This is a genomic window from Nesiotobacter zosterae (genome assembly GCF_033843645.1).
Taxonomy (GTDB): domain Bacteria; phylum Pseudomonadota; class Alphaproteobacteria; order Rhizobiales; family Stappiaceae; genus Pseudovibrio; species Pseudovibrio zosterae.
Genome location: NZ_JAWXVZ010000004.1, coordinates 199769 through 222563 on the forward strand (window position 1 = coordinate 199769; position 22795 = coordinate 222563).

General features: G+C 53.9%; 21 protein-coding genes and 1 pseudogene. 5 read left to right on the forward strand and 17 right to left on the reverse strand.

What is annotated here, in order from left to right; translation table 11 throughout:
• Positions 1-187: 187 nt before the first annotated feature.
• The 10 genes and pseudogenes from Q3Y58_RS07455 to Q3Y58_RS07500 all read right to left on the reverse strand — a co-directional run bounded on the left by Q3Y58_RS07455 (position 188) and on the right by Q3Y58_RS07500 (position 9857).
• Positions 188-1081: a glycosyltransferase family 2 protein gene (locus tag Q3Y58_RS07455; protein ID WP_319621753.1), complete on the reverse strand. Its 894-nt coding sequence runs from the start codon at positions 1079-1081 to the stop codon at positions 188-190.
• Positions 1078-2499 (reverse strand): glycosyltransferase family 2 protein, encoded by a 1422-nt coding sequence (locus tag Q3Y58_RS07460; RefSeq protein WP_319621754.1) that lies wholly within the window; start codon positions 2497-2499, stop codon positions 1078-1080. Before Q3Y58_RS07460 ends, Q3Y58_RS07455 begins: the two co-directional genes overlap by 4 nt.
• Positions 2500-2632: 133 nt before the next feature.
• Positions 2633-3772: a non-hydrolyzing UDP-N-acetylglucosamine 2-epimerase gene (wecB, locus tag Q3Y58_RS07465; RefSeq protein ID WP_319621755.1), complete on the reverse strand. Its 1140-nt coding sequence runs from the start codon at positions 3770-3772 to the stop codon at positions 2633-2635.
• 54 nt (positions 3773-3826) lie between these two features.
• Positions 3827-4588 (reverse strand): annotated as a pseudogene (rfbA, locus tag Q3Y58_RS07470) (glucose-1-phosphate thymidylyltransferase RfbA); the annotation flags it as partial.
• Positions 4585-5475 (reverse strand): dTDP-4-dehydrorhamnose reductase, encoded by an 891-nt coding sequence (rfbD, locus tag Q3Y58_RS07475; RefSeq protein ID WP_319621756.1) that lies wholly within the window; start codon positions 5473-5475, stop codon positions 4585-4587. The gene rfbD and the pseudogene rfbA, both read right to left, overlap by 4 nt.
• Complete coding sequence (rfbB, locus tag Q3Y58_RS07480) at positions 5472-6539, reverse strand: dTDP-glucose 4,6-dehydratase (protein ID WP_319621757.1); 1068 nt, start codon at positions 6537-6539, stop codon at positions 5472-5474. Before rfbB ends, rfbD begins: the two co-directional genes overlap by 4 nt.
• 10 nt (positions 6540-6549) lie before the next feature.
• Positions 6550-7113: a dTDP-4-dehydrorhamnose 3,5-epimerase gene (gene rfbC, locus Q3Y58_RS07485; protein ID WP_319621758.1), complete on the reverse strand. Its 564-nt coding sequence runs from the start codon at positions 7111-7113 to the stop codon at positions 6550-6552.
• 2 nt (positions 7114-7115) lie between these two features.
• On the reverse strand, positions 7116-7946 hold the full coding sequence (locus tag Q3Y58_RS07490) for a glycosyltransferase family 2 protein (RefSeq protein ID WP_319621759.1): 831 nt from the start codon (positions 7944-7946) through the stop codon (positions 7116-7118).
• A 56-nt stretch (positions 7947-8002) separates the two neighbouring features.
• Entirely contained in the window at positions 8003-9052 is a 1050-nt protein-coding gene (locus tag Q3Y58_RS07495; protein ID WP_319621760.1) for a glycosyltransferase, read from the reverse strand.
• A gap of 37 nt (positions 9053-9089) precedes the next feature.
• A complete protein-coding gene (locus Q3Y58_RS07500) occupies positions 9090-9857 on the reverse strand; it encodes a hypothetical protein (RefSeq protein ID WP_319621761.1) in 768 nt (255 codons plus the stop codon).
• Between the two features lie 95 nt (positions 9858-9952).
• On the opposite strand from Q3Y58_RS07500, the gene Q3Y58_RS07505 reads away from it, so the two are divergent.
• Positions 9953-10813, forward strand: coding sequence for a hypothetical protein (locus Q3Y58_RS07505; protein WP_319621762.1), 861 nt, complete (start codon positions 9953-9955; stop codon positions 10811-10813).
• Positions 10814-10930: 117 nt separating this feature from the next.
• Positions 10931-11278 (forward strand): RidA family protein, encoded by a 348-nt coding sequence (locus Q3Y58_RS07510; RefSeq protein WP_319621763.1) that lies wholly within the window; start codon positions 10931-10933, stop codon positions 11276-11278.
• 48 nt (positions 11279-11326) lie between these two features.
• Here Q3Y58_RS07510 and Q3Y58_RS07515 read toward each other — a convergent pair whose 3' ends face one another.
• Genes Q3Y58_RS07515 through Q3Y58_RS07530 form a run of 4 tightly spaced genes read right to left on the reverse strand, consistent with a single transcriptional unit; the run spans position 11327 to position 15342 of the window.
• A complete protein-coding gene (locus Q3Y58_RS07515) occupies positions 11327-12856 on the reverse strand; it encodes an acyl CoA:acetate/3-ketoacid CoA transferase (RefSeq protein WP_319621764.1) in 1530 nt (509 codons plus the stop codon).
• A 26-nt stretch (positions 12857-12882) separates the two neighbouring features.
• On the reverse strand, positions 12883-13662 hold the full coding sequence (locus Q3Y58_RS07520; protein WP_319621765.1) for an enoyl-CoA hydratase/isomerase family protein: 780 nt from the start codon (positions 13660-13662) through the stop codon (positions 12883-12885).
• A gap of 15 nt (positions 13663-13677) precedes the next feature.
• The gene (locus Q3Y58_RS07525; protein ID WP_319621766.1) at positions 13678-14529 is read right to left on the reverse strand and encodes a sugar phosphate isomerase/epimerase family protein; all 852 of its coding nucleotides are present in this window, start codon (positions 14527-14529) and stop codon (positions 13678-13680) included.
• 24 nt (positions 14530-14553) lie between these two features.
• On the reverse strand, positions 14554-15342 hold the full coding sequence (locus tag Q3Y58_RS07530) for a 3-ketoacyl-ACP reductase (RefSeq protein WP_319621767.1): 789 nt from the start codon (positions 15340-15342) through the stop codon (positions 14554-14556).
• A gap of 263 nt (positions 15343-15605) precedes the next feature.
• Here Q3Y58_RS07530 and Q3Y58_RS07535 point away from each other — a divergent pair, with 263 nt between their 5' ends.
• From Q3Y58_RS07535 to Q3Y58_RS07545, 3 genes are all read left to right on the forward strand, one after another.
• Positions 15606-16253, forward strand: coding sequence for a TetR/AcrR family transcriptional regulator (locus Q3Y58_RS07535; RefSeq protein WP_319621768.1), 648 nt, complete (start codon positions 15606-15608; stop codon positions 16251-16253).
• Between the two features lie 76 nt (positions 16254-16329).
• Positions 16330-17562 carry a glycoside hydrolase family 108 protein gene (locus Q3Y58_RS07540; RefSeq protein WP_319621769.1) on the forward strand — a complete coding sequence of 411 codons (1233 nt, stop codon included), beginning with the start codon at positions 16330-16332 and terminating at the stop codon, positions 17560-17562.
• A 204-nt stretch (positions 17563-17766) separates the two neighbouring features.
• The gene (locus Q3Y58_RS07545; RefSeq protein WP_319621770.1) at positions 17767-19032 is read left to right on the forward strand and encodes an Hsp70 family protein; all 1266 of its coding nucleotides are present in this window, start codon (positions 17767-17769) and stop codon (positions 19030-19032) included.
• On the opposite strand, the gene Q3Y58_RS07550 is transcribed toward Q3Y58_RS07545, so the two are convergent.
• The 3 genes from Q3Y58_RS07550 to Q3Y58_RS07560 form a co-directional block, all read right to left on the reverse strand.
• Positions 19029-19766 (reverse strand): hypothetical protein, encoded by a 738-nt coding sequence (locus tag Q3Y58_RS07550; protein ID WP_319621771.1) that lies wholly within the window; start codon positions 19764-19766, stop codon positions 19029-19031. The two genes, Q3Y58_RS07545 and Q3Y58_RS07550, sit on opposite strands and share 4 nt — an antisense overlap.
• 150 nt (positions 19767-19916) lie before the next feature.
• The gene (gene cueR, locus Q3Y58_RS07555) at positions 19917-20300 is read right to left on the reverse strand and encodes a Cu(I)-responsive transcriptional regulator (protein ID WP_274219036.1); all 384 of its coding nucleotides are present in this window, start codon (positions 20298-20300) and stop codon (positions 19917-19919) included.
• Positions 20301-20361: 61 nt separating this feature from the next.
• Positions 20362-22764, reverse strand: a complete 2403-nt coding sequence (locus tag Q3Y58_RS07560; RefSeq protein WP_319621772.1) for a heavy metal translocating P-type ATPase — start codon at positions 22762-22764, stop codon at positions 20362-20364.
• Positions 22765-22795: the final 31 nt, after the last annotated feature.

Genomic DNA, 22795 nt, shown 5'->3' on the forward strand with positions numbered 1-22795 from the left:
GCGAAAATCATATAACGCAACTATTGTATAGAAAAGAGCAATCGTGCACTAGACACGTACCGGTAAAGAAAAGTCGGTAGGTTAGTTTCCGAAAACTGATGGGTATTGGGCAGGGCCATGGAAGGCAAGGCTGCCATAGGGTATGCAGCTCCAAATCCCACTAGACGTAAACACCTAAAAAAGTGCTCTAGTACGACTTTCGAGAAAAGAACTTCGGCCGGGCTTCAAGACTCAATTCATACTCTGCTTCAATTGAGTATCTATCGTGTTTTTGCCGGATCTTAGGATGCAAGCCAAGTGTTAAATAGTTCAAAATTGAGTATATTCTGTGTTTCCCAAGCAACACGGGGTTTGGCTCGCTATTATACAATTTGGGATGATTTCTTTTTATCTGAACATGCATCAAGGTCAAACGGCGTGCATTTTCCGCAAGGTCCGCGTTTCGGCTACCTTGCTTTCTCTCATGTTGCCGATAGAAAAATAGCTTTTCTGGAATACGGTGAAACGTCTTTTCATCCTCGACAAAATTCAGCCAGAAATCCCAATCTTCTAAACCATATTTCATGTTCTCATTGTAGCCACCATACCGTTGCCAATCAGATTTTCTAAACATTCCAGTTACCGGCACCAAGTTCCTCCGGCGCATAATATTAGGGCAATAGTCTGGAAGCACAAACTCGTCGCAACGAGCTCCCATAAACTGAGTTTTGGAATAAACTACATCGACCTCAGATCCGCGCTTACGGAAAACATCAATGCCCTTTTGAATGAAAGACGGATGGAGCACATCATCAGCATCTAGAGGAACGATAAACTGGCCCGAAGCCAGTTCAATTGCATGATTACGGGCAATGCATACACCCGAATTCACATCAAGTTTTTTGACCACAGAAACATCAAGATCTTCCATCGCCTCAGACGCAGCTTTAAAAGATCTATCTTCCGAACAATCATCTACCACGACTATCTCAACATGCTCATAGGCCTGGTCTAAAACGGATTGAATGGTAGACGCTATGTATTGTTCGCCATTAAATACCGGTATTACCACTGATACTAACGGGCACTCGTCTTTCATCATGCTTTCTTTGATCTCCACTTGCGATATATTTTGAAGAACAGTGCATGCAACTGAGTGCGCATAACAAGCCTGAAACCATTTTTCTTTGCTTGCTCTAGATATTTCCCCATTGGCGAGAAGCCTTCCTCGGACATGCTGATGGCAACGGCATCTCTACCTTTTTCTTTAGCGCTTTCAGGAAGTGAGCCGAACATTTCAATATCATAGGGCGGATGTGGCGGCACATATGTCTTCAATTTTAAGTACTTTTGAAGCATATGAGCAAAATGTATATCTTCACCGACTATGCGCCATTGGTGAAAATCGTCGGAGTCCCGCCAGAACGCAGACAGCCATTGACGTTCAAAAAACCATGAATGCCCGACGATATCAACTCGCCGCACTTTTTTGTCCGGATTCGCCCAACCATACTGCTCCAAGTGCTTGTATGAATACTTTGGATGGAATAGAAGCCCGTTTGTACCCAACAAACCCCGATGTGTTTTTATTGTTTCCAAGCAGTTCTGAAGCCATTTGCTCCCGGGGACAGTATCATCATCAAAAACGCACACATATTTTGTTTTTGCGTGAAGAGCGGCTGCAAACCTCCCCCAAACACCCGTATTTCTTGAAATAGTAATCAGCGTCGCACGATCGTGGAAACCTTCGAAAAATCTAAAATCAAAGTCGTCTTTATGATCCTTAAATACTATTATTTCTGCAGGCCTAAGTGTTTGTTGCTCTATAGCCTCTATTTGCTCTTTCAGGTAGGTAGGACGGCCATAGACGCCAACTACTACAGTTACTTGTCTCTGCAAGTCTGCGCAGTCCGGTAGTTCACAGCGCATTGCGGCATGTTTCGTGTCTTGACTGTGGTACGGCCGAGTTTTTCTTTGGTGAGTAAACTCGTCTATAGATGACCCAACGTCCAAATAGACGTTATTAGGTGCAATGTCCCATAGCTGCATAATAATCGGCGCGGCCATCGGGCCGGCAGACACAAGGAAAAGAGCACCTTCAACTTCGCCGACTTGGGCAACAATGCTGTTTAGTATCTCGGCGGAGTGGCTCTCCCATTCGACAACACCGTTTGACGGCACATAGATTGTCTTTAACGGTGCGCGCCCACCAATGACAACCGAATTATTAGAAGCGCTCTCGTCAGCGATAACTACAAATGGCTTTGAAGAGGTCTCAATCCAGTTTCGGAACTCTTGATATTGTGCGTTTACAAACAGGTTCGCGAACGTAATGCGCGCATCTTCAGCAGCGCGCGTTGCAAACCAATAATGACTTGCCTTGTCACAACAAGGACATGATATACCGTGGACGACATTCTCATGCTGAACAGCAAAACATCTATTCAGATCTTGGCCGAGTTTCGTGAGATATCCGGGCGCTTCCCAGCCCTCTTGGGCTTTTACGGGTTTTCCGGCCATGATTAGTCGCTCTCCGTCTCCGTATCTAAGAAGACAGAAGCTCCTCTTACTTTCGATTTCAGCGAGAATACGTTGCAACTCCTCACCAGACCGCAGTGTGGTCTGGTCGCCGCCAGAGCGAAACTTCTCCGAATTACTCATCATTCAAATATTCACTCAAAAATCTAGCAATTCTTGAACTTGCCTGACCGTCCCCATAAGGGTTCTTTGAAGCAGCCATGCTTTGGTAGAACTCTTGATTAGTCAGCAATTCGACAATGCTTTTTTCAATCAAATCCTGGTCGGTTCCAACCAATTTTGCACACCCAGCCTCAATCCCCTCAGGCCTCTCGGTTTCGTTTCTTGTAACCAAAATAGGCTTAACAAGGCTCGGAGCCTCTTCCTGAACACCTCCTGAGTCAGTGACGATTATGGAGCTAAGGTCCATCAAGTGAACGAACTGACTGTAATCTACAGGTGGTATCAGTGTAATATTCTCACAGCCTTTCAGCAAATCCTCCACAACACCTTGTACGTTGGGATTCGGATGGACACACATCAGAAAACCAACTTCTGGAACACGCCGTGCGGCACTTCTAATTCCAGCACAGATACTGCGGATACCTACGCCAAAATTTTCTCTTCTGTGCGCCGTGATCAAACAAAACCTCGGATATGACGCCAGAAACAGGCTTACATTGCCTGGCAATGAGACGCCAACTTTTCTCGCATCCAGCGCCGTTGATAATAGCGTGTCGATTCCGGTGTTACCGGTCTCCATCAAATCATCTGAGTTTTTACCTTCAGCTTTTAGGTTCTCAAGAGCCTTGGGCGTTGGGGCAAAGTGCACAGAAGCCAGAATACCAATGAGTTGCCTGTTCATCTCCTCAGGAAATGGAGAATTCAAATTGTAACTTCTCAAGCCAGCCTCAATGTGCCCAACAGGGATCTTCTGGTAGAACCCTATCATTGCTCCCACCATGGAAGACGTTGTATCACCCTGAACCAATATCATGTCAGGTTTGATTTCCTCTAGAGCACTGCCCAACTGTTCAAAAAGCCGACCCGTCAGACTGGACAACGACTGCCCTGGCACCATCGTCTTCAACTTCACATCTGGTGAGAACTTGAGATCTGAAAAAGTATGCTCCAAGATATCAGTATGCTGACCGGTTGAGACAACAATGCACTCAAAATTCTCGTTTTTTTGCAGCGCCCGTGCTACGGGCGCCACTTTGATGCACTCGGGCCTGGTGCCAATTATACAACAAATCTTTTGCTTTCTGACGGTCATAGTTGGATATCTTTTTGAGTTTTCTAATGTGAATTAGCCGGAAGTTTTTAGGTATACCTCATTCGGATCGCCGATTTTGACGCCCTGCCGAACCTGCAGTGTTTGCACAAAGCTGGAAGCCTGGAGGAGGGAGTCGTGGGTTCCCGTATCCAACCATGCATACCCACGGCCCATTACTTCTACATGGAGCTTGCCTGCAGCGAGATAGGCTTTGTTGACATCGGTGATTTCCAGCTCACCTCGCGCAGATGGTTTCAGGCTCTCGGCAATTTTAACGACGTCGTTGTCGTAGAAATAAAGGCCCGTGACGGCGTAGTTAGACTTTGGCACCTTGGGTTTTTCCTCGATGTCCAGGGCGACACCACCTTCATCAAAAGAGACAACACCATAGCGCTCAGGATCCGTCACGTGATAGGCGAATACGGACCCGCCGGTCTGACGAGACGCAGCGGACTTCAATAGATCGGTAAGGCCATGTCCATAGAACACGTTATCGCCCAAGATGAGAGCGACACTATCGTTACCAATAAACTCCTTGCCGATGATAAAGGCCTGCGCAATGCCATCAGGGCTAGGCTGCTCAGCATAGCTTAGGCGCAGCCCCCATTGTGAACCGTCGCCTAATAGCCGCTCAAATCCGGGCAAATCTCGGGGAGTTGAAATTACCAGAATCTCCTTTATGCCTGCTAACATCAAGACCGACAAGGGATAATAAATCATCGGCTTGTCATAGATAGGCAAGAGCTGCTTGGAGATCGCTAGTGTTACCGGATGAAGACGTGTACCTGAGCCTCCAGCGAGGATGATGCCCTTCATAGCGCTGATACCTTTGCGATTTTGAGATTTGTGAGCGTGCGCGCAACACCAAGTCGCCAGCCAGGAAGGGCCAAACCGATAGACCTCAGCTTTGCACAATCCAAAACTGAGTTCTTGGGGCGGCGTGCCTTCTGCGGATACTCAGAGGAAGATATACGGTTGACGGTTATTGAAGAACTCAACAAGCCTCGGAGGGTTGATTGATGAAAAATCTCCTGCGCCAAGTCCGCCCAGCTGGCATTTCCAGATGCCGCGGCATGGACTAGGCCAGTCAGTTCGCCATCAACAATTTGCGGTAAACTCGTTACAATCAAGTCAGCCAAGTCCTGAGCCGAGGTAGGACAACCCATTTGATCATCAACTATGTTCAGCTCGCTACGGCTATCTGCCAACTGAAGCATCGTCTTCGCAAAGTTTCGGCCATAGGGGCTATGGACCCAAGAGCACCGCAAAATTAGTGCCTCAGGTAGAGCATCCGATACCCCCATTTCACCGGCCAGCTTTGTCGCACCATAGGCATTGATAGGTGAAGGCGTGTCCGTTTCGGTGTAGGCGAGTTTGTTTGCCCCATCAAAAACGTAGTCTGTCGAGATGTGCACCATCCGGCAATCATTCTTTGAACACCACTGCGCCATAGCTATCGGTGCCTGGGCGTTTACAAGATGGGCGAGGCCTTGTTGTTCCTCGGCCAAGTCCACGGCAGTGAAAGCGGCGGAATTGATCAAAACAGAAGGGGCAAGTGCGTCAAGGACAGGCATGATATGGTCAACACACGCCAAATCCAGCTGACTTCGGCCGATGAATTGGACATCATAGTTCAACTGCTCAAACGCCTGATACAGCGATTGGGCGACTTGGCCTGACTTACCTACAACGGCGATCTTCATTTGTCTTTGTTCTCAGCAGATGACGAAAGTCCAAGGCGCTTCCCATCAGCAATTCCAGACCACCAATCTTCTTGGTCAAGATACCACGCAACGGTTTTTTCTAAACCACTTTCAAAGCTCTGTTGCGGTGCCCAGTTCAACTCTTTCTTAATGTGATCAATACTGACAGCATAACGCAGATCATGCCCAGGGCGATCAGCGACAAAAGTGATTAGCCTATCATGTGGACCGCCACCTGGACGCAACCTGTCCATGATTTTGCAAATCTCACGCACTACATCAATGTTGCGGCGCTCGGAAAGCCCCCCAATGTTGTAAGTCCCTCCCGCTCTTCCATGCTCCAACACTTCAAGAAGCGCTCCTGCATGATCTTCAACAAAGAGCCAATCGCGAACATTCTCCCCTTTCCCATAAACCGGGATGGGTTCGTTTCGCAGCGCTTTGACAATCACAGTTGGAATGAGTTTCTCTGGGTGTTGCCACGGTCCATAATTGTTTGAGCAGTTAGACACAACTGTAGGCAGCCCATACGTCTCAAACCATGCACGCACAAAGTGATCTGAACTCGCTTTGCTGGCGGAGTAAGGGGAGTTGGGGGAGTATGCGGTTTCCTCGGTAAACTCCGGATCGCTCATAGATAGAGATCCGAACACTTCATCAGTTGATATGTGATGAAACAGGAACGACTTTTTACCGCTCTCATCAAGTGAGGTCCAATAACCGAGCGCCGCCTGCAACATATTGAATGTTCCAAGGACATTCGTTTCAACAAACGCTCCAGGCCCATCAATAGAACGATCTACATGGCTCTCTGCCGCCAAGTGCATTATGCGATCTGGAGTGAAATCGTGTACAATACGTGCAACACGGTCCTTATCCCTGATATCCGCCTGGACAAAAGCATACCGCTCAGACGACGCGCACTCCTCAATTGCTTCCGGCGTGGCGGCATACGTAAGCGCATCAAGATTTAAGACTGAATGTTCAGTGTTTCGAATTATTTCGCGTACGACAGCTGAACCGATAAAGCCCGATCCGCCCGTAACGAGGATTTTTAGTGGCACTGTTTTTTCCTCAGCAAGAAAAAGGCGTTGCAACTTCAGAAAGCCTTGGTAAAGCCCGGTCTTTGGTCGACAGTATTGGATCACATTCAGGCCATGCTATGCCGAGTTGCTCATCATTCCACATGACACCTGCATCGTGCTCCGCCGAATAGTAGTTATCAACCTTGTAACTAACTTCTGTGTCTTCTTGTAGCGTGACAAAGCCATGTAAAAAGCCGCGGGGTACAAAAATCTGTTGTCCCTTTGCAGCGTCCAGGATCGCGCTGACCCAGCGACCAAAAGTAGGGGAGCCTTTCCTAAAATCGACGGCGACATCAAAGATCGCTCCGCGGTTTACACTCACGAGCTTTGCTTGATCATAGGGAGGAAGCTGAAAATGAAGACCTCGCAGGGTTCCCTTCTCTGACGAGTAAGAACAGTTATCCTGGACAAAATCAATTTCGAGGCCAGACAAGGCCTCAAAACGCTGTTTGTTATAGGTCTCGGTAAAGAAACCTCGAGCATCTCCAAATCTCTTTGGTGTTATCAGGAACACATCGGAGATATCGAGTCTCTCGAAGCCTGAAGTCTGCATCGTCATCCCCTTGCTTCGACTAGGGCTTCGAGTCGGCCCCAATTTCGTGCAACTCTCTTGAAATCAAGCAAAAGAACCGCCCTAAGCAGGCGCTTTCTAGCCTGAGTGATTTGTTTAGGTACGGAGTAGGCGATGTCATGCTTCTTGGCAGCATAGATTTTCGATCGCTCTGCTTCGAGTGCCTTGAATTTCTCCAACTTTAGGCTACTGCCGCTAGATTGACCATGAAGATGCACCGCAGAAACCCTGCGATCAGCAACAAGCTTGTAGCCTAGAAGACGGACGCGATAGGATAGGTCATCATCTTCCATAAACAAAAAGATGTTCTCATCAAATCCGCCTACCTCTTCGAAAACACTGCGCTTACAAAGCAGAACACTGCCTGATTGCACATACACCTCACCTACACCGTCATCTATCTTCGGTGCACCCAATTCTGGTTCAAAGAACGACATTCCTCGGAAAAACTCTGACCCATCACTGTAGCAGATCTTAGGTGCAATCATGCCCCACTCACTGTGTTCCTCTAGCTGACACATGAGATGGGCGAGCGCCTCTGGATCAATCTGAGCGTCCGGATTCAGGAAAAGGATGAATGGTGCCGAACCAATTTCGGCGCCGCGGTTGCAAGCAGTCCCAAAACCATAATTCCGCTCAAGAGAAATCAAACGTGCATTGGTCTCAAACAACGCATTCGCGATATCATCTGAACTGTTGTTATCGACTACAATTACTTGAGCCCATTTCGGAAGATTTTCTATAGCTTTTCTTATAATACCAGAACTATTATAGCTCACTATAACCACATCTACACGAAATTCTTGTTTTTGCATCCAGCCGACCTGCTTTTATTGTTAGAACTGTCAGAAAATGTGGTATCTGCCCCTAATCAATTACCAGCAAACCATTGCCGCTTCATTTCGTGTGGAGATAGTGTTTGTGAAACAATGTAGCGCGCAACTTCTTCGACCCCCGTTATATCTCGAGCAATTTGTTGGCCAACTTGGCCGATCTTACGGCGCATTTCGTCGTCAGTTTTTAGGCGTGCCATGCATTCCACAAGTTCTTCTCGGCTTGCGTACTCAACTACGCCCTCGCCATACAAATCGCTGAGGCCGGCAGCCTTCGGAACCAACGTTGTTACGCCTTGCCCCAAGAGTTGCGCAATACGATCAGAGGAATAAAGATAAGGCATGAGGCTTGGATCAGTGTCGTCCAGTGGCAAATTCGGACTCACCGGGGCATCCGTGAGGCACTCAAGGAAATCCATGCCCTCAATGCGATCGGAACCAAAAGCTCGCCCACCCGACCTAAAGCGATAGTCATTAGGCAGTTCACTGGAGATGAAGTTCAGTTGTTCTTCACGTTTTCCAATTCCCGTACCCAGAAACTGTCCATCCCATTCGAACTCATCTAGAGGACGGTCAAATACCCGGGCCGTTTCGACGGAAGGATCAACCGGGTTGGGCATGAAGTGAAGTTTGTCTAAAGGGATGCCGAGCTTGGCAAGCTGCGCTTTATCTGCGGTTGTGATGAAAGCCGCATCGCAATGCGCTGCCCGTCGTGCAAAGCTTTCCATTGTTTTTGTTCGGAACACCGCATCAACGCAAAAAGTCGCCAATCGAACGTCCGGTAACAACTCTTTCATCCGCAAATACAGCTCATCGCCGAAAAGATCACAGTGCCCGAACAAAACCAGATGTGGCTTGTAGTTTTTGGCTATTTCCAAAAGCTTTTCGGCCATTTTTTTCTTGCCAAGTTTCTGGCTTCCAAAAACCGTCGCCTCACGTGCGTGATCCCGGTCGGAAAAGCAAACAACATTATGACCATTGCGAATAAAGCCATTCGCAAGCTTGTGGTCAATGTTGTAAAAGCAGCGAAAGGCAGATTTGCGGCCAAAGTTTCCAACGCACAAAATGCGCAAAGAATAGGTGGTCACTACATGCCCCTTTTCCGTGATTGGCGCCTCGCGCGCATTACTCATGCCAATAGTTCGAAATCCAGGTTGCAGGACGAAGGCGTTTATACCAGGCACCGGGCCAATGCCCCTTTAGTGCATCGTCGGGATTAGGATTTCCATGGAATACACAGACGCTAGCTGTCTCCGGCAGCTTGGAAGGCAATACCCAGTTCAACAGAATACCGGGAAATTTCCACCCCCCAGGTAGGCAGCTCGCTTTAAAAGACACGCACCACTCAGCGGGCCAATAGGAGAGCTTACCTTGTTTATCTAATTCAAAAGACAAATAGGTCTGCTCAATTCTGTACTTTTCGAACCAGAACTGGGTCGGCTTGCTCTGAAACAACTCATATAGATCCGCGTGAGCACCGACGTTAAAGCGAAAAACACTTGTATTTCCAACAATACGCTTTGGTTGTGTCCAGTTGTGAATGACTACGTAGTCTCCCGGATGCTCAAAGAAGCGATCTAAGGGCCCTGTGATCACCAAGTCGAGGTCAAAGAAAAGGGTTGGTCCGGTAAGGTCTCCAAGCTCTGGATGATAGAGCGCCAACTTCCGCCACGGCGTGTTTTCAAAAGGCGCGTCAATTTTAATTGGAGGGATCTCCATTACCTCGATCTCAGGTCGAAGTCCTCGGTGGTCATCCGTAAAGCAAACGAACCGGAAAGGCCGCTTCAGGTTGCGAGCTGTCATCGCATAAAGACGGTTTGCATATTCAGGCCCATAAAGGGTTCCCCATTTCATGCAGACCACATTGACCGGGGCGCTTTCCGTGCTGGACATGATTTTCCCGAGGGTTGTTTATCCTTGATTTAGAGGGGCTAATAACTGATAGGGTGTGGTAAGGCAATAAGCAGCAGACCTAAGAGATATCAAGCATGAGCGCAAGCAGCACCTTTCCACCCAATCCCACTATTGGCGCGGCCATACTCACGTGGAAGGCGCATCAAACGCTTAGGCTGTCATTAGAATCCCACAAGGACAGCGGGTTGCTCTCAGTAGTTGATGATGCGGTTGTTTTCTTTCAGGAATTTGACCAACACATCGAACAACCACTCGTGGAAGAGTTTGGCTGGAGGGCTGCTGGCTCACCCAAAAACATTGGCATACACCGTGGTATGGAAGAAGCTGTAAAAGCTCTTGATACCGACTTGGTGATTTATCTGGAAAACGATTGCCAATCGATCGCAACGCCCGCTGCTATGAAAGCAGCGATTGACGCTGCCGTTTCTGACTTGCGAGATGGTGTCGATACAGTGCAGCTCAGTGATCGCAGAAACCCAGGCGAGCCGTTTGTAGGGGTTCAGAAGTACATGAACTACTTTAAGCTAAAAGCTCCCTTGGATACTGCGTTGCCATATACACCACCAGCAGATTGGAAGATTAATCTCAAACGCATCATAAAAGGCAAGCGCAAGGCAGATTTTCAGATTGGTCGTGCCGTTTATGCTGAGGCTGATCCGGTCGCAGCACAACCAGACGCGTTTTCTCGGACCAGAACGGGTAGCTGGCAGACGAACTCCTATTATTTTCAGTGGTGTAACCGGCCCTTGCTGGCGCGAAGGGATTTCCTTCTCGATGTGATCTTTAAACGTGTGCACACGCATCCGAGCTCACGCCAGTCCCCCGATTTCCAGACTGTTGAAACGGCGCTCAGCTGCGATTGGTGGCGGGAACAAGATTTTAGATTCTCCTTCCCGGAGCATGGCCCCTTCACCCACAATCGGGTCGATCGCTAACCTGCGGCGATTTATCTGTGTGGGGATCATGAGCTGTGGCGGAATGCCCTTTGGCATGGCATCGCAGCGCCTATAGGGTCGCGTCTCAGAAAAAACCTCTAAACACCGGAGCGAAAAATGGCCGAAATCGAGCGCATGGAAATCAAACAGCGCATGAGCAAGATCGTGAAGCACAATGGCACGGTTTATCTCTGCGGACAGGTGGGAAACCGCGGCGACAGCGTTGAAGAGCAGACCAAGGAGTGCTTGCGCCGCATTGACGCGCTTTTGGAGCAAGCCGGTTCCGATCGCACACGTATTCTCCAGGCAATTGTCTGGCTTTCCGACATGGCCGACTTCGCTGCCATGAACAACGTTTGGGATGCTTGGGTGCCAGAAGGCCACGCCCCTGCCCGCGCTTGCGGCGAAGCCAAGCTCGCTTCCCCAGAGCTGAAAGTGGAAATCATCATCACAGCTGCCTGCTAAGGCACTGCGGAGATTGAACAAAGGCGGGACCAGCTCCCGCCTTTTTCTTTAGAGAAAACACCCTTCGGGCATGGTCCGCTGCAAATTGAGCCCGGGCCGGAAGTCCATGAATGGAAAAATGTCCCGCTCAGGCTCGATGCCCGGCGCCAGCTCGATGATCTCTAGCCCTTCATCGCTCAAGCGGAACACCGCGCGCTCGGTTATGTAAAGCACCTCCTGCCCGGACTGCCGGGCAAAGGCGCCAGAAAAGGTGATCGCCGCCACCTTTTGGGTGAACTTGCGCACCTTTCCCGGTTGGACCACCGCGAGCTTGCCGCCTTCAAAAGCGACCTTGGCCCCTGCCGCATCAAACGTGCCGCAGAACACCACCTTCTTGGCGTTTTGGGCAATTTCGATAAAGCCACCCGGACCAATCAAATTGCCGCCCAGATGGGACACATTCACGTTGCCGTGCCGGTCCGCTTCGCCCATGCCCAAAAAGGTCACGTCAATTCCGCCGCCTGAGTAGTAGTCGAACTGCTCGATGGAAGGGATGATGGCGTCGGTGTTGCTCGCAGCCCCGAACAAGGCATCGTCCAGCATGCGGCCATTATGAATGCCCTGCTCAAGGCTCATCCAGAGCCTATCGCCAATACCCTGTTCTGCAACAACGCCAAAAATGCCACCGGGAATGCCGAACCCGAAGTTGAGCGAAGCATTCCCCTTCAGCTCTAGTGCGGCGCGGCGGGCGATGATGCGGCGCTCCAGCTTGGCGGGAATATCTGCCGTCGCCTCCCCAAGATAGGCCCGTTTGGCGCCCGAAACGGTAAGGTCGTAGGAGCGCCCATAAAACTGAGGTTGCTCGGGTGCCGCAACCACACCATTCACCATGATGCCCGGAATGCGCACGTGCCGGGCGTGCAGGGCACCTTGCGTCACCACCTGACGCACCTGCGCCAGCACCAGCCCACCACAGTTGTGGGCGGCAAGAGCCATGGAGTGAATGTCCATGTCGATGCTCTCTTCCTCCGGGCTGATGTTGCCCTTGGTGTCGGCATAGGTGCCGCGCACAATGGCCACATCCACCTTGAACGGCTTGTAGCGAAGGATCTCCTTGCCATCCACCTCCATCAGCTCCACCAGATCTTCGGTGGTACGGGCATTGCACTTACCCCCCTGCTGACGAGGGTCAACAAAAGTGCCGAGGCCCGAATGGGTGAACAGGCCCGGACGGCCCGCGCCGATTTCCCGCAGGAGATGCTGCACTACACCGCCGGGGAAGCAATAGGCCTCCACTTTTTCGTCGCGCACAAGCTGCTGCATCTTGGGCGACCATGTGAAATGAGCGGCAATGACCCGCTTCACCATGCCCTCATGGGCAAAGCGGTTGGTGCCCATTCGGTCGCGATCACCCAGCCCGAGAGAATGAACAAGCGTCAGATCCCGCGGATGGCCGGTCTCCAAAAACCGCGTTTCGATGGCCTCCAAAATCTCCTCAGCGGAGATCATCCCTGCGCCATTGCCGGATATGGCAATGGTATCGCCATCCTTGATCAGGGCGGCCGCGTCTTGGGCGCTCAAAAACTCTGCTTTTGCCATGGGTTCAGTCCAGTCGATGGTTCGCTCTAGCGGTTGGTATAGGTGGGTCTGCGCTTTTCAAGGAAAGCTTGAACGCCTTCCCTGCAATCTTCCGTTCCGGCGGCCTGCGCCACCGCGCTGGCGTGGTGCTGCGCCATATCCTCGTGCATGGTGTCGAGCAGCCCCTTCACCAGAGCCATGGCCGAAGGGCCGTTGCCGGAAAGCTGCGCCAACCACTCTGCAGTTCTGGTTTGCAAGGCCTCCTGATCCTCACAGACAGCCGTGACCAGCCCCCAGCTCTCGGCTGTTTGGGCAGAAATCGGCGCCCCCAAGAGGGTGAGATGACGCGCGCGTGAAACCCCGGCGATCTCCGCCAGACGGCGCACGCCCATCCAGCCGGGGATCATGCCCAGCGTGACTTCCGGCGTGCCGAACTTGGCGCGTGCCGTACACAGGCGCAGGTCTGCGGCCATGGCCAGCTCCAGCCCGCCGCCAAGGCAATGACCGTTGATGGCCGCAATGATCGGCTGGGGCAACTTGCGCAAGCGCTCAAACACCTCAATGCCAAACAGTATCCAGTCACGCCCCATATCGTGCGGCGTCAGGCTGCCCCATGCCTCGATGTCTCCGCCGGTGCAAAAGAACCGGTCGCCTTCCCCGCGCAGGACAATGGCCCGAAGGTCTCGGTCCCTCCGTGCTTCCTCACAGATCTTGTCAAGGTCTTCCAGCATGGCATAGGTCAGCGCGTTGCCCTTTTCCGGGCGGTTGAGGACGATCTCGCCATGGGCTTCATGGCGCACCCATCTTGTCTGCTCACTTAACTTCATGTCATCCCCACTGGGTCAGCAAACGGTGGTCATGCGGTCGATGCAGGTTGAAAGCACATCATCTTCATTCTGCAGCCACCAGTTGTTTTTTGAGAATATTTCCACCTCGACAGGCCCTGCGTACCCTGCCGCCTCCACCCAACGCCGAATTTGGCGCAGGTCCACAACGCCATCGCCCATCATGCCCCTGTCCTGAACCAGATCGGTGGTGGGCACCAGCCAGTCAGACACATGGAAGCCCAAAATGCGGTTCTGCTTGCCGGCACGGGCAATGTCGCGCTCCAGATACTCGTCCCACCACAGGTGGTAGACGTCCAACGCAACGCCGAGATCCCCGCTGTTGTGTGGGTCGAGCGCCTCACACCAGTCCAGCGCCTGCCCCAACGTGTTGAGGCAAGACCGGTCCCCGGCTGTCATGGGGTGCAACGGCTCCAGCGCCAGAGGCACCCGAAGCTCTCGGGCGGTTTCCATCAGCTCGGCGACACCGTCCTTAACTTGACGGCGCGCGCTCGCAAGATCCCTGGAGCCTGCAGGCAAGCTTCCCACCACAAGGATGTAGCAGTCCGCACCCAGCAGCGCTGCGGTCTCAAGCGCTCGCTTGTTGTCCTCAAGGGCCGCCCGGCGCGTTTGCTCTGTTTCCTGCGGAAAGTAAGTGGAGCGGCACAGCCCATTGACCTTCAGCCCTGCGTCCTTGATCTGGCGGGCGACCGCATGCACCTCGCAGCCTTCAAGATCGCGGCGCCACGGCACGATGCTGCCAAAGCCATGACGGGCGGCGCGCTCAATCACTTCAGAAATCGGACTGCGATGCCCCAAGCTAGCGGTATTGAGGCTTAAAAGCGGGCTGTTCTTTTCCAATACACGCATGGGAACTCAACAATCTCCCCGCCGTCAGAAATTCGGGATGGTGAGGCCACCATCAACCAAGACAGCCTGTCCAATGGAGTAGGGCATCTGGCCTTCCGCCATGCTCACCACGTATTTGGCAATGTCTTCTGGCTGGCCCCAGCGCTTCATGGGCACAAGGCCTTCCGCAATCAGCTTGTCGTATTTCGCCTTGGAGGGGCGCGTCATTTCCGTCTCTATGATGCCCGGCTGGATTTCGTAGACCCCAATTCCTTCTTCCGCCAAACGCAGGGAGAACAGCTTGGTGGTCATGCTGGACGCCGCCTTGGAGACACAATACTCACCGCGGTTCAATGCCAAAGCCACTACGTTGCAGGAGGTTACGTTGATGATGGCGCGGTGCTGGTCGCCAATCTGGCCCTGTGCCAGCATGTATTTCGCCGCCCGCTGGGTGAGAAAGAACACGGCACGGGTATTGACCGAGAGGTTGTAGTCGTAGCTGTCCACCTCAACATCCAGAATGTCACCTCGGCTTTTCACCGAGACACCAGCGTTGTTCATCACAACGTCAAGACGGCCCCACTTGTCGAGCGCGGCGGCAAACAGCACGCAATGAAGGTCCAGATCCGCAACATCACAGGCAAAAATTTCGGCATCTCCCCCCAAGGCCTGGATGTCCCGCGCTGCGCTTTGCAGCAAAGCGATATCCTCTGCGCCGTCGCGGTCGTTAAGCAGAACATTGAAGCCCGCCTTTGCCAGCGCCACGGCACAGCCTCTGCCAATGCCTCTGGCAGCACCGGTGATAAGGGCGACGGGGCGTTCGGAAACAGTCATCTGTGATACTCCACGGTTGTCTGTTGCCATTAATTAACTATCCAGTTAGTTAGTACAAGCAGTGATTTTACCAACAACGCACTCGCAGCACCGTGGTGTGACTGGGAAAGATCACTGGAATCAATAGGCTCAAGGTAACGTGAACGGAATGAATTATTGTTGCATTGTTCAAGTTGCCCCGAGAAAAACAGCGTAAGCCGTGGCAGCAACAGGGATGATGGGCAGCAACACAGGGCGCGTGTCCATCCCTTCAGAAAGACATGATGACAGAAACCGAAAAGCCTAACCCCATGAAGCAGCGTCGCAACGCAAAGGAGACACGCCGCAAGATTTTGGAGGCCGCGCGGGATGAATTTGCCTCCGCCGGATTTGAAGGCGCGCGCGTGGACCGGATTGCAGAAAGTGCGGGCGTGAACAAGAACATGCTCTACCACTATTTCGGCAACAAGGATGCTTTGTTCTCAGTGGTTCTCGACGAGGCTTATCGCGACATTCGCCAGCAGGAAGCTGCCTTGGAACTGGACCCCTTGTCCCCTCTGGAAGCGATCAAGGCTCTCGTTACCTTTTCATGGACCTACTACCTCAAGAATCCGGAGTTCATACGGCTGCTCAACGCGGAAAACCAGTTGCAAGGCCGCCACGTCAAAGCCTCTGCCGACACGAGGCAAATCAACCAGACCCATCTGGTGCGCATGAAAGAAATCCTGCAGCGCGGGCGAGAAGATGGCTCATTGCGCGATGATATTGATCCCATACAGCTCAACATCTCCATTGCCGCCCTCGGTTTTTTTTACCTGATAAACCAGCACACACTCTCGACCGTGTACCAACGCGACCTGATGAGCAATGAAGAGCTGGATGAGCGCCTGCGGGTGATGCAGGACACGATCTTGTGCTGGGTTCGTCGCTAGGCGCGGCACTTATCCCCCGCCTTGGCAGCGGCACTTAGACTGAAGCCCTCTTGCTTTCATGAGGAATGACCGCGCCATGAACCCGTTCTTATCCATCGCCCTTTCCCTTCTGCCCGATCTGGTATCCGCCCTTGAGCCGGATGAGGAGAGCGTTTCCACCCGCCGCATCAGCCGCGTGATCAAAAGCGTTACGGGTGCAACGGATCCGGAAAAGATCCGCGCGGCCCTGGAGCACGACAGGGAACTGGAGGTGCAACTCACCCTCGCCCTTGCCAAATTGAATGCCGATCTTCAGGCCAAACGCCTCAATGCCTCAGTCAAGCAGGCGGAAAATGCGCGTCAGGATGCGCTGGCGCGGCTCGACCGGCATTTGGCAGACCAGCGCGAAGCGCGTTCCGCGTTTTCGACACTGGCAAGCAGTGCAAATCCGTTTGCTTGGGGGCCTGTAGCGGTCTCCATGGTTGTCACTCTCGGCTTCTTCGGCATTTTGGCTGGCTTGCTGGTGCTGTGGCAAGCGCCGGTTGAGGCGAGCAACCGAGAAGCGTTTCAGCTGCTCAACATTGCCATTGGCGCTCTGACTGCGGGCTTTGCCACCGTCATCAGTTTTTGGCTAGGCTCCTCGCAGGGGTCCCGCGCAAAAGACGCTGCCCTTGCCACCCCGGTGCGCCAACCGTTTTCTTCCCCCTCACCGCAGCTCACACCCCTGCAGCTCACACCCCTGCAGCATTCACCCCAGCAGCTTTCGCCCCAGCAGCTTTCGCCCCAGCCCGCCTCTTTCACACCCCCCGCAACACAAGAGCGTTTCGAGGCGTGCGTCGAGATTGTCCTCTCTCATGAGGGCGGCTATGTGGACCACCCGCAAGATCCGGGCGGCGCGACCAACTTCGGCATCACGCTTGCCACTCTGCGCGACTGGCGCGGCGATCTCGCCTTGTCCGCCGAGGATGTGAAGGCTCTGTCTCGCACGGAAGCCAAGCAGATTTACCGGGCGCGCTACTGGCAGGCCCTTTCATGTGATCAGCTTCCTGCTGGCCTTGATCTGATGCTGTTTGATTTTGGCGTCAATGCCGGACCGGGCCGGGCGGCCAGACTGCTGCAACGCTTGGTGGGGGCCGAGGAAGACGGTGTGATTGGCCCCCGCACCCTTGCCGCAACTACCGAGTTAGCGACCCGTCGCTTGATCAACGCCTATGCGGACGCCCGGCTTGCCTACTACCGCGGGCTGTCGCATTTCAGCAGCTTTGGCCGCGGCTGGACAAACCGGACAGAGGCTGTTCGCAGCGCCTCCCTTGGCATGGTGATTGACTGACCTGCGCTCTGCCCCCTGCGCCTTGTGCCTTGTGCTTTGGCCCCTAAAAACCAAGTGAGGCGCGTTCGCCTCACTTGTCCCCGCAGTTAGGGAAAGCAGCTCTTCCCTGCTGCGAAAACTCACGTGAGCACTGGACGTTTCTCCTCCCATCGTGTAGGCACGCTCTCCCCCTTCTTACCGAGAGACCATTCAGGCGAGGCGAGCATGACCCCTACTTGCGCAGGCATTGATTTTGGCACGTCCAATTCCACCCTCGGGGTTTTCACCGGCAACGGACCGAAGCTCGTCCCCGTGGAAGGCGAAGCAACCGACATTCCCACCGCGATCTTCTTCAATTTTGAAGAGCAAGAGACCGTGTTTGGCCGTCAAGCGCGAGCAGACTATATGGACGGTTTTGAAGGCCGCCTTATGCGCTCCTTGAAAAGCGTGCTCGGCTCTGCCCTAATTGAAGAAAAGACCCCTATCCTCGCGCAGTCCGTCCCCTTCAAGGAAATCATCGGCATCTTTCTCGGACACTTGAAGGACAAGCTCACGCATTTTGCGGGCGGTGACGTCTCACAGGTGGTCATGGGCCGTCCCGTGCATTTCGTCGATGATGATGCAGAGGCCGACCGTGCCGCTCAGAACACGCTGGAAGAAATGACACGGGCACAGGGTTTCAGCTCGGTTGCCTTCCAATATGAGCCCATTGCCGCCGCGCTTGCTTATGAGCAGCAGGCCACCCGCGAAGAAGTGGTTCTTGTGATTGATATCGGCGGCGGCACTGCCGACTTCTCCGTGGTCCGTGTCTCACCGGAACGCGCAAAAGCAGCCGACCGGCTGGATGATATTCTCGCAAATACCGGCGTTCACATTGGCGGCACTGACTTCGACCAGCTGCTCTCCATGGCGCAAGTCATGCCTCATATGGGCTACAAGAGCTTGAGCCGTGACGGCAAGCGGCCCCTGCCGTCAAAGTACTACTTTGAACTCGCCACCTGGCACTCCATCAACCGCATGTACGACCCAAAGATCCTCAGAGAACTGCGTGAAGTGCGCCGCGAAGCTGCCGAACCCCTTCGGGTCGACCGGATAATAGACGTGGTGACACATCGGCAGGGCCATGCGCTGGCAGGCCTTTGCGAGCAGGCGAAGATTGACTTGTCCGACGCAGCGGAAGTGACCGTTTCCTTGCCCCTGAAAGAAAGCGCGCTGTCGCTGTCGCTGTCGCTCACCAAGGCAGAGTTTGACGCGGCCATAAATCCCTCCGCTGAAAGGCTTTCCGAAGAGATCGACACAGCCCTTTCCATGGCCGGCGTGACCGCGCCGACCATCGACTGCGTGTTCCTGACCGGCGGCACCACCCGTGTGCCCCTGCTGCAATCCATGTTCCGCGCCAAGTTTCCAGAGGCACAAATCGTGGAAGGGGATGTGTTCGGCGCTGTGGGCATGGGCTTGGCGCTGGACGCGCACCGCAAGTTCGGCAGCTAGAACCAAACGCGCAGGCCTACTGTTCCGTAGTGCGCACCGCCGTCCGTATCGCTAATGAAGCCATAGGCCCCCGAGCGGTGATGGAAGCGGAACATGAGCTGAATATGCTCATACTCCGGCAGGGCAAAGGTGATTTCCGGAGCGAGGTAGTGCAGAAGGCGGTCGCCGCCTGCCTTCCCGCCCCGCGCTTCTTCCACGGGGGTGATCTTGTCCGCGTAGTTGATGCCCGTTGAAACGGCAACGGAGGTGTAAAGATACTCGCGCCATGGAAACCCGTCGAAACGCAAGTACGCGGCCAGCCACACTTCCGTTACATGTTGCTGCCCATAACGGCGCGCGATCCCCACTTCCGGTTCAACGTGCACCATGTCCCAGAGCGAAAGAATGCGCTTGGACGCCGCGCCAGCCACAATGAAGTCATTGTCGTAATCCCATGTGTGCGGCGGATGCGCCTCCGTGAAAATCTGATACATGCCGTCTTTCACATAGGAACCGTTATAGATGGACACCGCGCAGCGGCCTTCGCAAGGCGTAAACAAGCCATACCAGCGAAACGCAAAATCGTCCTGCGTCAGCGCATCGGCATTGCCTGCCGCCTGCTCCGGCGGATCAGCGGCATAAACACCATTTGAAACATTGAGAATTGCTGCAAGCAACAGCGCGCCAAGGATGCGCGATAAACGCCAAAAAAACCGGCGCAGTTCTGCGCCCCCGGTTTTGACAGGGCTGAGCACTGACCAACGTCACTCCGCTTGCACCGTCGAAGGCGGGTAAGGCCTTCGAGTCGGATAGGATCCTTCAGACCCTAGTGCTAGCAGGTTCGCGCACCGCCATAGCCCCCAACTTCTTTGAGTTTCCAGAGGCGAAAACGGGCAGTCTGGGGTTCAGTTGCTCAACTCGTTGATAATCGGGCAGTCAGGATCCTCACTGCCCGGGCAGTCCTCAGCCAACTCGTGCAAGGTTCGCTTGAGATGTTGCAAGGAGCGGATCTTTTCATCCACTTCACAAATTTTTTCCAGCGTCATTGCCTTGACGCTGGAGCTCGTTCGTTCTTCGTCTTCATAGAGCGAGAGCAGCGATCGGCACTCCTCGATGGAAAAGCCAAGGTTGCGCGCTCGTTGCAGGAACTGCAGCCGTTGCACGTCTTTTTCGGAGTAGTCGCGGTAGCCATTCTCGGCACGGGCCGGACGGATCAGGTCAATCTCCTCGTAGTACCTTATGGTCTTTGCCGCCAAGTCAGAGCGGCGAGCTGCTGCACCAATATTCATGGGTCCAACCTCCAGAGGGAATCGCCTGAAGGCCCCGGAAAGCCCGGAGCCTTTAGCCAGTTTACAACTTAAGCTTACGTAACCGCAACGCGTTTGATATCACCGAAACAGATGACAAGCTCATTGCCGCTGCCGCAAGCATGGGCGAGAGCAATGTACCCGTGAGAGGGTACAACAGACCGGCGGCAATCGGTACCCCACCTGCATTGTAGACAAAGGCGAAGAACAGGTTCTGCTTGATGTTACTCAAGGTACCTTGCGCCAGCACACGCGCCTTGGACACCCCGTTCAGGTCTCCTGAAAGCAAGGTTATGCCCGCGCTTTCAACGGCGACATCTGCCCCTGTGCCCATGGCAATGCCCACATCCGCCGCTGCCAGCGCCGGTGCGTCATTCACGCCATCTCCGGCCATGGCGACCTTTCGGCCCTGCGCGTGCAACTCGTCAATCAGCTGTTGTTTTTCCTCTGGCCGCACGCCTGCGCGCACTTCATCAAGGTTCAGCTCCCGCGCCACGGCCTTTGCCGTACGTTCATTGTCTCCTGTTGCCATGACAACCCGCAGGCCCTCGGCCCGCAGCCGTGAAATGGCCTCTCGGCTGGTTTCCTTGATGGGATCGGCAACCGCAAGCAGACCAGCCACTTCACCGTTGACCGCAATGATCATTACGGTCTTTCCCGCGTCCCGCAGATCATCCGCCACGTTGGCAAAGGAGTCCGTTCCGATGGTGTTGGCGCTCATTAGGGCTGCATTGCCGAGCAGCACCTTCTTGCCTGCCACAACACCAGAAACGCCCTGCCCTACATGCGCATGAAACTGGTCGACAGAGTAAAGGGCCACACCCCGTTCTGCCGCACCTGCAACAATGGCATCCGCCAGCGGGTGTTCAGAGGCTTTTTCCAGCGAAGCCGCCAACCCGAGGAGTTCGTTTTCGCCCGAAAATGAGAGCACCACCACATCCATTAGCGTCGGTTTTCCTTCGGTAATGGTGCCGGTCTTGTCCAGCACCAGCGTATCGACCCGCGCCATGCGCTCCAGCGCTTCTGCGTCCTTGATCAAGACCCCGGCCTGTGCCCCCCGCCCGGTCGCGGTCATGATGGACATGGGCGTTGCCAGCCCAAGCGCACAAGGGCACGCAATGATGAGCACAGAAACGGCAGCGACGATGGCATGCGCAAGAGCTGGAGAGGGACCAAACAGCGCCCAGATGCCGAACGCAACCACCGCCACCAGAACGACAGTGGGCACAAACCACCCGGCAACGCGATCTGCCAGCCCTTGAATGGGGGCCCGAGAACGCTGCGCGTTGGCAACCATGCCCACAATCTGAGAAAGCACGGTGTCTGAACCAACGGAAGCCGCTTCAATCACGAGCGTGCCGGATTTGTTCAAGGTGCCGCCGGTTACGCGATCACCCCTTTGCTTTTCCTGGGGCACAGGTTCACCGGTAATCAGGCTCTCGTCAACGGAGGACATGCCTTCGATAACGATGGCGTCTGTTGGCACGGCCTCACCCGGACGCACGCGCAAAAGATCTCCGGCAACGATGTTTTCCAGCGGAGCATCATATTCTTCCCCATCCGGGAGAACCCGCCGCGCCGTCTTTGGCGCCAAGTCCATCAACGCCCGTATGGCGTCACCCGTGCGTTCACGAGCCCGAAGCTCCAACACCTGACCGACAAACACCAAAGCAACAATAACAACGGCCGCCTCAAAGTAGACCGGCACGTGCCCGGCCTCGGTCTTGAGCGTATCCGGGAAAATTTGCGGGAACAGCACGGCAACAACGCTGTAAGCAAATGCAGCGCCCACCCCAAGCATGATCAAGGTCCACATGTTGAAGTGCCGTGTTTTCAAGGAGGTCCACCCACGGGCAAAGAACGGCGCTGCCGCCCAGCCAACGACGGGCAGAGCGAGTATCAACTCCAAATAGAGCGATAGGGTTTCGCCAATCCACGAGCGAATGGGCAGCCCCACCATGGGCCCCATTGTGATGACCAGCAGCGGAATGGCCGCGCCGACACTCACCCACAAGCGACGGGTAAAATCGATCAGCTCGTGGTTCGGCTCATCGGATACACCGTCCATCGGCTCCAACGCCATGCCGCATATCGGACATGTGCCAGGCCCTTCCTGTACAATCTCCGGGTCCATGGGGCAGGTAAAAAGAGCGGACTTGTCCTGCGCCTTCGCGGCTTTTTCCTTGTTGCCAGAAAGATAAAAGTATGGATCAGCATCGAACCGGTCATGGCATTTGGGATTGCAGAAATGGTAGTCCTCCCCCTTGTACCGCAACGAGGGTTTTCCGGCACCAAGAGTGACGGACATCCCGCAGACCGGATCAATGGCGGTATTGTTTTCATCCCCTGCAAGCCCCACGGGGGCGTGGCCGCCAGCTCCATGGCTGCCACAACATGCGGCATGGGAAGCCCCCTCATGGGAGGGGGAAGACTGTTGATTGCTCATGGCACACCTTCTTTTTCAACTTGTTATGGCG

Coding starts and splice junctions, on each gene's coding strand:
- Q3Y58_RS07455 (WP_319621753.1), bottom strand. CDS start 1,081: ATGATGAAAGACGAGTGCCCGTTAGTATCAGTGGTAATACCGGTATTT.
- Q3Y58_RS07460 (WP_319621754.1), bottom strand. CDS start 2,499: ATGGCCGGAAAACCCGTAAAAGCCCAAGAGGGCTGGGAAGCGCCCGGA.
- wecB (WP_319621755.1), bottom strand. CDS start 3,772: ATGACCGTCAGAAAGCAAAAGATTTGTTGTATAATTGGCACCAGGCCC.
- rfbD (WP_319621756.1), bottom strand. CDS start 5,475: ATGAAGATCGCCGTTGTAGGTAAGTCAGGCCAAGTCGCCCAATCGCTG.
- rfbC (WP_319621758.1), bottom strand. CDS start 7,113: ATGCAGACTTCAGGCTTCGAGAGACTCGATATCTCCGATGTGTTCCTG.
- Q3Y58_RS07490 (WP_319621759.1), bottom strand. CDS start 7,946: ATGCAAAAACAAGAATTTCGTGTAGATGTGGTTATAGTGAGCTATAAT.
- Q3Y58_RS07500 (WP_319621761.1), bottom strand. CDS start 9,857: ATGTCCAGCACGGAAAGCGCCCCGGTCAATGTGGTCTGCATGAAATGG.
- Q3Y58_RS07505 (WP_319621762.1), top strand. CDS start 9,953: ATGAGCGCAAGCAGCACCTTTCCACCCAATCCCACTATTGGCGCGGCC.
- Q3Y58_RS07510 (WP_319621763.1), top strand. CDS start 10,931: ATGGCCGAAATCGAGCGCATGGAAATCAAACAGCGCATGAGCAAGATC.
- Q3Y58_RS07515 (WP_319621764.1), bottom strand. CDS start 12,856: ATGGCAAAAGCAGAGTTTTTGAGCGCCCAAGACGCGGCCGCCCTGATC.
- Q3Y58_RS07520 (WP_319621765.1), bottom strand. CDS start 13,662: ATGAAGTTAAGTGAGCAGACAAGATGGGTGCGCCATGAAGCCCATGGC.
- Q3Y58_RS07525 (WP_319621766.1), bottom strand. CDS start 14,529: ATGCGTGTATTGGAAAAGAACAGCCCGCTTTTAAGCCTCAATACCGCT.
- Q3Y58_RS07530 (WP_319621767.1), bottom strand. CDS start 15,342: ATGACTGTTTCCGAACGCCCCGTCGCCCTTATCACCGGTGCTGCCAGA.
- Q3Y58_RS07535 (WP_319621768.1), top strand. CDS start 15,606: ATGACAGAAACCGAAAAGCCTAACCCCATGAAGCAGCGTCGCAACGCA.
- Q3Y58_RS07540 (WP_319621769.1), top strand. CDS start 16,330: ATGAACCCGTTCTTATCCATCGCCCTTTCCCTTCTGCCCGATCTGGTA.
- Q3Y58_RS07545 (WP_319621770.1), top strand. CDS start 17,767: ATGACCCCTACTTGCGCAGGCATTGATTTTGGCACGTCCAATTCCACC.
- cueR (WP_274219036.1), bottom strand. CDS start 20,300: ATGAATATTGGTGCAGCAGCTCGCCGCTCTGACTTGGCGGCAAAGACC.
- Q3Y58_RS07560 (WP_319621772.1), bottom strand. CDS start 22,764: ATGAGCAATCAACAGTCTTCCCCCTCCCATGAGGGGGCTTCCCATGCC.